Origin of the sequence: Macromonas nakdongensis, from assembly GCF_002837145.1 — a bacterium.
GTDB classification, from domain to species: domain Bacteria; phylum Pseudomonadota; class Gammaproteobacteria; order Burkholderiales; family Burkholderiaceae_C; genus Macromonas_B; species Macromonas_B nakdongensis.
Genome location: NZ_NWMV01000011.1, coordinates 36647 through 45612, shown reverse-complemented (window position 1 = coordinate 45612; position 8966 = coordinate 36647). Strand labels below are relative to the sequence as shown.

Sequence of the window (8966 nt, the reverse complement as noted above, 5' to 3'; positions counted from 1 at the left end):
GCGCGCCGGTGCGGTCCAACAGCGCGAGCAGGTCGGCGACGAAGTCGGCGTTGTGGAACTGGCGTGGGCTGATGTTGACCGCAATCGGCAGGCGCAGGCCGTGCGTGTGCAGGCTGCCCAGGTGGGCGCGCGCCAGGCCAGGCCCACCCCCGCAGCCGTGGCCGCCGCGGCCGCCCAGCCCAGGCCGGTACCGCCCCAACGCAACACCACGAACAGGCCCCAGGCCAGCAACCACACCAGCACCGCCGGCATCGGCCAGGGCAAGCGCAGCCCACGGTCCACCACGTCGGCAACCCGCGTCAGTGCGCCGGACCGCGCAGGCGGTCGATCAGGCCATTGAGCTCCTCCAGCGAGCCGAACTGGATCGCCAGCTCGCCCATCTCCTCCACCCGCCCGTGGCGCTTGACGCGCTTTTTCACCCGCACCTCGACCGCGGCCGTCAGCAGGTCGGACAGCTCCTCCTCCACCCGCCGCACGTCGCGCGACTTTTCTTTTTTCGGCTGCTGCGGCGTCAGGGCGAACTCCGCCCCCAGCTTCTTCACCAGGCTTTCGGCCTCGCGCACCGACAGCGTCTTGGCGCTGATCTGGTGCGCCGCGGTGATCTGCGCCGCCTTGTCCAGCGACAGCAGGGCCCGCGCGTGCCCCATGTCGATGTCGCCGGCCATCAGCATGGTCTGCACCGGCTCGGCCAAGTTGAGCAGGCGCAGCAGGTTGCTGGCCGCGCTGCGGGAGCGGCCCACGGCCTGCGCCGCCTGTTCGTGGGTGAGCGCAAACTCCTTGACCAGGCGTTGCAAACCCTGGGCTTCTTCCAGGGGGTTCAGGTCTTCGCGCTGGATGTTCTCGATCAGCGCCATGGCGGCGGCGGCCTCGTTCGGCACGTCGCGCACCAGCACCGGCACGCTTTCCAGCGCGGCCAGGCGGGCGGCACGGAAGCGGCGCTCACCGGCGATGATCTCGTACACCGGTCGGGCCCCGCGCGGCGTGGCGGGCAGGCCCTGCGCGGCCTGCCATTCGGCCAGGCGGCGTTCGCCATCGGCGGTGTCCAGCCGCCGCACCAGAATCGGCTGCATGATGCCCTGGCTGCGGATGCTCTCGGCCAGCTCGTACAGCGCGCCTTCGTCCATGCGGGTGCGCGGCTGGTAGGTGCCGGGCACCAGGTCGTTCAGGGCCAGGGTGCTGGGCAGGTCGGCGCTGGGGGAGGCAACGCTGGCGCCGTCGTCGATCTTGGGGCCCAGCAGGGCCTCCAGGCCGCGGCCCAGGCCTTTGGGTTTCTTGGTCACCATGGGGCGTCCTTTGTGTGGGAGAACGGGGCGGCGCGGACCTCAGGCCGGCGAGCGCCCCCGCGGGAAGGAAGGGGTGGCGCCAGCGGCCGGTGCCAGCCAGGGCTGGATCAGCGCCAGGCCCTCGGGCCAGTCGCCCAGACCGGACTCGGCGTTGAGGTGACCGCGCGCGCCCATGTCCAGGCAGGTGCTGCCCCAGTCCCGGGCAAAGCCCTGGGCCCGCTCGAAACGGCAGTAGGGGTCGTCGCGGCTGGCCAGCAGCACACTGGGGAAGGGCAAGGGTTCGCGCAGCACCGGGGCCCAGCCGGGCAGCTGGGCGGCCAGGTCGGCTTGCTCCACGTCGCCCGGGGCCACCAGCAGGGAGCCTCGGACGCGGTCCGTGTGGCGCGAAAACCGGGCCCAGGCCGCGGTCAGGATGCAGCCCAGGCTGTGCGCCACCAGCAGCACCGGGCCGGGGCTGTCGATCACCACCTCGTCCAACCGGGCCAGCCAGTCGCCACGGCGCGGCGTCAACCAGTCGTGCTGCTCGACGCGCCGGTGGCCGTGCAGGCGCTCCCAGCGGCTTTGCCAGTGTTCGGGGCCGCTGTTCTGCCAGCCGGGCAGCAACAGCACCTGGGGGGTCGGGCAGCCCATGTCAGAGGGTGTCGATGCGATCGACCATTTCGCGGGCAAATTCCACGAACGCCTTGCTGCCCCGGGCGGACGGGTCGAACACCACCCCCGGCAGACCGTAGCTGGGGGCTTCGGCCAGGCGCACGTTGCGCGGGATGATGCTGTTGAACACCTTGTCGCCGAAATGGTCCTTGAGCTGGTCGCTCACCTGTTGCTGCAGGGTGATGCGCGGGTCGAACATCACCCGCAGCAGGCCGATGATCTTCAGTTCGCGGTTCAGGTTGGCATGCACCTGCTTGATGGTGTTGACCAGATCGCTCAGGCCCTCCAGCGCGAAGTATTCGCACTGCATGGGCACCACCACGCCGTGGGCGGCACACAAGCCGTTCAGGGTGAGCATGCTCAGCGAGGGCGGGCAGTCGATCAGCACGAAGTCGTAATCGGCATCGACCGCGGCCAGGGCCTGCTTCAGGCGCTTGTCGCGCTGCTCCAGCTCCACCAATTCCACCTCGGCCCCGGCCAGTTCGCGGTTGGCACCGAGCACGTGGTAGCCACAGCGCTCGGCCAGGACCGCCGCCTCGGCCACGCCGGCCGAGCCCAGCAGCACGTCGTACACGCTCAAGGCCAGTTCGCGCTTGTTCACCCCGGAGCCCATGGTGGCGTTGCCCTGGGGGTCGAGGTCCACCATCAGCACGCGCTGCCCGACCTTGGCCAGGCCGGCGGCCAGGTTGACGGTGGTGGTGGTCTTGCCCACCCCGCCTTTTTGGTTGGCAACACAGAAGATTTTGGCCATGGGTCGGGTCCGGGGAATCAAAAAAAACGGTCAGCGGGACAGGGCCAGCTTGGCACCAAAACCGATGAGGAAGACACCGCCCAGGCGGTTGAGCCATTGGACGATGTGCGGGTTGGCGCGCAGGCGGTCGGCCAGCCAGTGCGTCAGCCCCACCACCACCAGGCCGTACACGAAGGTGAGCACGGCAATGGTCACGGCCATGGCGCCAAAGGTCCACAAGCCCTGGTGGCGCGCTGGGTCCACGAACAGCGGGAAAAACGCCATGTAGAACACGATGGCCTTGGGGTTGAGCAGCGTGATGGTCAGGGCCTGGCGAAAATATTGCCGGGGCCGGATGTTCAGGATCGGGGCCGCCCCTGGCCGGCTGCGCAGCATCAGCACGCCCAGCCACGCGAGGTAGGCCGCGCCCAGCCACTGGACCGCGTGGAAAGCGGCCGGGTAGGCCAGCAACAGCGCGGCCACACCGGCCACGGCCAGCCACATCAGCACCTGGTCGCCCGCGATGACCCCCAGGGTGGCGGCCAGACCGCCCCGCACCCCGCCCTTGCCGGTGGAGGTGATGAGGGCCAGGTTGCCTGGCCCGGGAATGGCCAGAAACAGGATGATGGCGGCGACGAAAGCGCCGTAGTCGGCCACACCGAACATGCTGCGATCCCTTGGGTGAAAAGCCGAACGGGGCGGTGACCGCCCCATTCCTTCAAGAAGCCCGAGTTTACGTGGTTTCGGCGGCGCAGCCGTGGCCCGCCGCAGGCCGCAGCCACAACAGGCAACGCTCGGCGTCCAGGCCGGGCACCTGCAACGGTTCCACGTGAAACACCTGCGTCGCGACCGGCAAGGCGGCGACCTCATCGGCCGGGTGCTTGCCCTTCATGGCCAACCAGACGCCCTGCTCCGCCAGCGCCCGACGCGACCAGGTGGTGAAGTCCAGCAAAGAGGCAAAGGCGCGCGAAGTCACCACATCAAAGGTCTGGGTGAGGCGCTCCACCCGGGCGTGCACGCCATGCAGGTTGGGCAGGCGCAAAGCGGCCGCCACCTGCTGGATGAACAGCGCCTTCTTGGCCACCGTGTCCACACAACTCACATCCACCTCGGGGCAGGCGATGGCGATGACCACGCCCGGCAAACCCGCCCCCGAGCCCACGTCCAGCAGCCTGGCGCCCTGCCCCAACCCCGCGTCCGCCAGGTGCCGACGCAAGGGCGCGATCACCGCCAGGCTGTCCAGCAGGTGGTGGGTGAGCATTTCCTGCGGGTCGCGCACCGCCGTCAGGTTGTAGACCTTGTTCCATTTGGCCACCCAGTCCTGGTAAGCCAGCAGGGTGTGCACCTGGGCGTCACTCAATGGCAAACCCAGGGCCTGCAGGCCTTCACGCAGGCGCGCCTCCAACGGGTGCGCACTCATGCCTGCGCCTCGGGCGTCGGGCTGGCTTCGGCCTGCCCCGGGGCGGCCTCAAAACCCTTGAAATTGCCGCGCTTCAGGTGGATCAGTAACAGGGAAATCGTCGCCGGGGTGATACCCGACAGGCGCGAAGCCTGGCCCAGGGTTTCCGGCCGGTATTTGTTCAGGCGTTGGCGCGCCTCGATGCTCAAAGCCGCCACCTGCATGTAGTCCAGCTCGGCCGGCAGCTTCAGGCCCTCGTAGTAGGCGGCGCGCTCCACTTCGTCCTTCTGGCGGTCGATGTAGCCCGAGTACTTGGCCGCGATCTCCACCTGCTCCAGCACGGCGCCATATTGCTCGCCCAGTGTTTCACGTGAAACCGGCGCCGGCTTGCCCTCTTTTGCCACCGCCTGGAAGCGCCCGCCTTCCATCGCCATCAGCTCGGTGTAGGCCACGCCGGGGCGGCGCAGCAGGTCGAACAGGTTGTACTCGCGCTCGATCGCCTTGCCCAGCACGCGCCCGGCCTCGGTGGCGGACAGGATGCGGGGGTTGACCCAGGTGGACTTCAAGCGTTCTGTTTCACGTGAAACCGCGTCGCGTTTGCGGTTGAAGGCGTCCCAACGTGCGTCATCGACCAGGCCCATTTGGCGCCCCTGCTCGGTCAGGCGCATGTCGGCATTGTCCTCGCGCAGCTGCAGGCGGAACTCGGCGCGGCTGGTGAACATGCGGTAGGGCTCGGTCACGCCCTTGGTGATGAGGTCGTCCACCAACACGCCCAGGTAGGCCTCGTCGCGTCGGGGCAACCACGCGCCCTCGCCGCGCACCTGCAGCGCGGCGTTGATGCCGGCGAACAAGCCCTGTGCCGCCGCCTCCTCGTAACCCGTGGTGCCGTTGATCTGGCCGGCGAAAAACAGGCCCTGGATCTGCTTGGTCTCGAAGCTGCTTTTCAGCTCGCGCGGGTCGAAGTAGTCGTACTCGATGGCGTAGCCGGGGCGCAGGATGTGCGCGTTCTCCAGCCCCTTCATGGAACGGACCAGCGCGTACTGGATGTCAAACGGCAGGCTGGTGGAAATGCCGTTGGGGTAGTACTCGTGCGTCGTCAGGCCCTCGGGTTCCAGGAAAATCTGGTGGCTGTCCTTGTCGGCGAAGCGGTTGATCTTGTCTTCCACGCTGGGGCAGTAGCGCGGGCCCACCCCCTCGATCTTGCCGGTGAACATGGGGCTGCGGTCGAAGCCGGAGCGGATGATCTCGTGCGTGCGCTCGTTGGTGTGGGTGATCCAGCACGGCAGCTGCTGCGGGTGCATCTCGGCCCGGCCCATGAAGCTGAACACCGGCACCGGTTGGTCGGCGGTGTCGGCGCCCGGCATGCCGTCGCCCGGCTGTTCGGTGCACTGCGAAAAGTCGATGCTGCGGCCATCCAGGCGCGGGGGGGTGCCGGTTTTCAGGCGGCCCTGCGGCAGCTTCAGCTCCTTCAGACGGGCCGACAAGCTCACCGCCGGCGGATCGCCGGCGCGGCCGGCGGCGTAGTTGTCCAGGCCGACGTGGATCTTGCCGTCCAGGAAAGTGCCGGCGGTCAGCACCACGGCACGGCCACGGAAGCGTATGCCCACCTGCGTCACCGCGCCCACCACGCGGTCGCCCTCCACCATCAGGTCGTCCACCGCCTGCTGGAACAGCATCAGGTTCGGCTGGTTTTCCAGCATGCGGCGGATGGCCGCTTTGTACAAGACGCGGTCGGCCTGGGCCCGGGTGGCGCGCACCGCCGGGCCTTTGCTGCTGTTGAGGATGCGGAACTGGATGCCGCCCTCGTCCGTGGCCAGCGCCATGGCGCCGCCCAGCGCGTCCACCTCTTTCACCAAGTGGCCCTTGCCGATGCCGCCGATGGACGGGTTGCAACTCATCTGGCCCAGCGTCTCGATGTTGTGCGTGAGCAGCAGGGTCTGGCAGCCCATGCGGGCCGCGGCCAGCGCGGCCTCGGTGCCGGCGTGACCGCCGCCCACGACGATGACGTCAAATTCCTGGGGATAAAGCATGGTGGCATCCGTGCGGCGCCGCGTTGGCGCCCAAAAAGAAGAAACCAGCACACAGGGTGCCGGTAAGCCTTTGATTTTACTTGAGCAACCCCGGAATGCCCATGCCCCCACGCCCCGGCGGGATGCGTCACAATCGCTCCCATGTCCAACACCCTCCCCCTTCTGGTCTTCGCCGGCAGCACCCGCGCCGCCTCCTGGAACCGCCGCCTGGCCGGCGTGGCCGCCGAACTGGCCCGCGCCGAAGGCGCACAGGTCACCCGCCTGGAACTCGCCGACTTCGACATCCCGCTCTACAACGCCGACCTGGAAGCCCGCGGCACGCCGCGCGACGTGATCCGGCTCAAGGAGATCTTCCACGCCCACCCGGCCTGGCTGGTCTGCTCGCCCGAATACAACGGCGGCTACACCGCCCTGCTGAAGAACACCATCGACTGGGTCTCCAGCCCCGTCAAGGGCGACCCGGACTGGGCCAGCGGCACCAAGCCCTTCGCCAACAAGGTGGTCGGGCTGCTGTCGGCCTCGCCCGGCGCCCTGGGCGGGCTGCGCAGCCTGTCGCACCTGGCGCCCCTGCTGATGCAACTGCAGTGCTGGGTGTCGCCCAGACAGTTCGCCCTGGCCAAGGCCGCCGACGCCTTCGACGCCGACGGCCGACTGACCCAGGACACCAGCCTGCAAGCGGTGCAAGGGGTGGTGCAACAGGTGGTCTGGGCCGCACGCCGGCTGCACGGCTGATGGACTGCCGCCCCGGTTGTGCGGCCTGCTGCATCGCACCGTCCATCAGCAGCCCCATGCCGAGGCTGCCCCACGGCAAACCGGCGAACACGCCCTGCCCGCACCTGGACGGCGCGCTGCGCTGCCGCCTGTTCGGCCGGCCCGAACGGCCGCGGGTGTGCGCCTCGCTGCCGCCTTCGGCCGAGATGTGCGGCCCCGACCGCACCCACGCGCTGCATTTCCTGCGCACCCTGGAAGCGGCCACCGCCCCCCACTGACACCCGGACACCCACCATGGACTTCGCCGACGCCTACCTGGACCAGATCGAAGCCGTGGCCGAGTGGATGCACCTGCCGCGCGTGCGGGCCCTGCACCTGCCCCCGCAGCCGGCGCACAAAGACAACCTGGGCGAGTTCTGCGCCCTGGAGCTAGACGACGGCTCCATCGGCCTGTCCTACGTGCTGTTCGACCACACCCTGGCGCGCTTGCGCGCCCAACACGGCGACGAGGCCCTCGCCGGTGCCGACGCCCTCACCCTGGCCCGCCACTACGCCCAGGGCAGCGGCACGGCACGCACCGTCGGCTTCGCCGCGGCCAACGCCCTGAGCCAGAGCCTGTGGCGGCGCGCCGGCTTCACCCCCGCGGACAGCACCGACTCCATCGGCGCGACCGCGCCCCAGGCGGGGGAGCACATCGGCATGATCGGCCTCTTCCCCCCGCTGGTGCGCGCCGTCACGCGCCACGGCGCGCGCCTGACGGTGGTCGAACTCAACCCCGCACTGGTGGCCGAGCACCACGACCACCGCGTGACCCTGGACGCCGAGGCGCTGCGCGGGTGCGACAAGGTCCTGGCCACCAGCACCCTGCTGCTCAACGATTCGCTCGACCGCATGCTCGGCCTGTGCCGCCAGGCCCGGCACTTTGCCCTGCTCGGCCCCAGCGCGGGCTGCCTGCCCGACGCCCTCTTCGCCCGTGGGGTGAGCCTGGTCGGCAGCAGCGAAGTGGTGGACCGCCCGGTCTTCATCGACGCCCTGAAAGCCGGCCAGAAACGCGGCGATGCCGCCCGCAAGTACAGCCTCACCCCCGACACCTACCCGGGTTTTGCCGCCCTGCTCGCTCGGCTGTGAGCCCGGACCGCGCAGAGACACTGCGGCTTTGACGCCACCGGCACAGCCCGGCACAATCCAGACATCGGCGCCCCACCCAGGCGCAGGAGGCCGTGCCATGGACCCCTCTTTCCACCGCTTTGGCGAACTCTTCGCCCAACTCGGCCTGCCCGCCGACCCGGCCAGCGTGACCGCCTTTCTGTGCGCGCACCGCCCCCTGCCCGGCCACATCGCCCTGGCCGACGCCCCGTTCTGGAACCCGGCGCAGTCCGCGCTGCTGCGCGAAGAATGGGCGGAAGACGCCGATTGGGCCGAAGTCGTGGACCGGCTGAACGCCGCCCTGCGCGCCTGAGCGCCACCGGCGCACACCACCATGAAAAAACCGCCCGGCGCGCACGCGGGGCGGTGGTCTGGGACCGGCTTGAAACCGCTTATTGCTTCACGGCTTCCAGGGAAATCGTGATGGTCACGTCGTCGCCCACGTAGGGAGCGTACTTGCCGGCGTTGAATTCGGTGCGCTTGATCACCACGCTGGCGTCGGCGCCGATGGCCTGCTTGCCCTTCATCATCGGGTGCTCGGTGTTCACAAAGTGGGTCACCTTCAGCGTCACCGGCTTGGTCACGCCCTTGATGGTCAGGTTGCCTTCCACGGCGGCCGGCTTGTCGCCTTCAAACACCACCTTGGTGGACTTGAAGGTGGCGGTGGGGAATTTGGCAGTGTCCAGGAAATCTTCGCCCTGGATGTGGCCGTCGAACACAGCGAAACCGGTGTCCACCGACTTCATGTCGATCACCACGTCCACGGCGCCGGTTTTGGCGGCCTTGTCGAACACCACAGTGCCGGTGGTCTTGTTGAACTTGCTCAGCTGGGTGGACAGGCCCATGTGGTTGTACGAGAAGCGCGGGAAGGTGTGCGACGGGTCGATGTTGTAGGTCTCGGGGGCGGCCTGGGCCACGCCCACGAACAGCAGGGAAGCGGCCAGAACGGTCAAGGTTTTGCGCATGGTGTTCACTCCAGAAAAAAGGAAGGAAAAAGACAAAGGGAACGCGGAAAA

Annotated in this window: 11 protein-coding genes and 1 pseudogene; 4 read left to right on the top strand and 8 right to left on the bottom strand. The window is 68.8% G+C overall.

Going from position 1 to position 8966, the window contains the following annotated elements:
* The 7 genes and pseudogenes from CON77_RS02060 to mnmG all read right to left on the bottom strand — a co-directional run.
* Positions 1 to 199, bottom strand: a pseudogene (locus CON77_RS02060) (hypothetical protein); the annotation flags it as partial.
* 100 nt (positions 200 to 299) lie between these two features.
* On the bottom strand, positions 300 to 1283 hold the full coding sequence (locus CON77_RS02055; RefSeq protein WP_101047335.1) for a ParB/RepB/Spo0J family partition protein: 984 nt from the start codon (positions 1281 to 1283) through the stop codon (positions 300 to 302).
* 39 nt (positions 1284 to 1322) lie between these two features.
* Positions 1323 to 1913, bottom strand: a complete 591-nt coding sequence (locus CON77_RS02050; RefSeq protein WP_101047333.1) for an RBBP9/YdeN family alpha/beta hydrolase — start codon at positions 1911 to 1913, stop codon at positions 1323 to 1325.
* 1 nt (position 1914) lies between these two features.
* Positions 1915 to 2685 (bottom strand): ParA family protein, encoded by a 771-nt coding sequence (locus tag CON77_RS02045; RefSeq protein ID WP_101047331.1) that lies wholly within the window; start codon positions 2683 to 2685, stop codon positions 1915 to 1917.
* 30 nt (positions 2686 to 2715) lie between these two features.
* Positions 2716 to 3330 carry a LysE family transporter gene (locus CON77_RS02040; protein WP_101047329.1) on the bottom strand — a complete coding sequence of 205 codons (615 nt, stop codon included), beginning with the start codon at positions 3328 to 3330 and terminating at the stop codon, positions 2716 to 2718.
* Positions 3331 to 3397: 67 nt separating this feature from the next.
* The gene (rsmG, locus tag CON77_RS02035; RefSeq protein WP_101047327.1) at positions 3398 to 4084 is read right to left on the bottom strand and encodes a 16S rRNA (guanine(527)-N(7))-methyltransferase RsmG; all 687 of its coding nucleotides are present in this window, start codon (positions 4082 to 4084) and stop codon (positions 3398 to 3400) included.
* On the bottom strand, positions 4081 to 6093 hold the full coding sequence (gene mnmG / locus CON77_RS02030) for a tRNA uridine-5-carboxymethylaminomethyl(34) synthesis enzyme MnmG (protein WP_101047325.1): 2013 nt from the start codon (positions 6091 to 6093) through the stop codon (positions 4081 to 4083). Before mnmG ends, rsmG begins: the two co-directional genes overlap by 4 nt.
* A 141-nt stretch (positions 6094 to 6234) precedes the next feature.
* Here mnmG and CON77_RS02025 point away from each other — a divergent pair, with 141 nt between their 5' ends.
* The 4 genes from CON77_RS02025 to CON77_RS02010 all read left to right on the top strand — a co-directional run bounded on the left by CON77_RS02025 (position 6235) and on the right by CON77_RS02010 (position 8263).
* Entirely contained in the window at positions 6235 to 6825 is a 591-nt protein-coding gene (locus tag CON77_RS02025) for an NADPH-dependent FMN reductase (protein ID WP_101047323.1), read from the top strand.
* Complete coding sequence (locus tag CON77_RS02020; protein WP_101047320.1) at positions 6825 to 7082, top strand: YkgJ family cysteine cluster protein; 258 nt, start codon at positions 6825 to 6827, stop codon at positions 7080 to 7082. Before CON77_RS02025 ends, CON77_RS02020 begins: the two co-directional genes overlap by 1 nt.
* A 16-nt stretch (positions 7083 to 7098) precedes the next feature.
* Positions 7099 to 7932 carry a Rossmann-like domain-containing protein gene (locus tag CON77_RS02015; protein WP_101047318.1) on the top strand — a complete coding sequence of 278 codons (834 nt, stop codon included), beginning with the start codon at positions 7099 to 7101 and terminating at the stop codon, positions 7930 to 7932.
* Between the two features lie 97 nt (positions 7933 to 8029).
* Positions 8030 to 8263: a DUF2789 domain-containing protein gene (locus tag CON77_RS02010; protein ID WP_101047316.1), complete on the top strand. Its 234-nt coding sequence runs from the start codon at positions 8030 to 8032 to the stop codon at positions 8261 to 8263.
* Positions 8264 to 8342: 79 nt separating this feature from the next.
* Here CON77_RS02010 and CON77_RS02005 read toward each other — a convergent pair whose 3' ends face one another.
* Positions 8343 to 8915: a YceI family protein gene (locus CON77_RS02005; RefSeq protein ID WP_101047343.1), complete on the bottom strand. Its 573-nt coding sequence runs from the start codon at positions 8913 to 8915 to the stop codon at positions 8343 to 8345.
* Positions 8916 to 8966 lie beyond the last annotated feature (51 nt).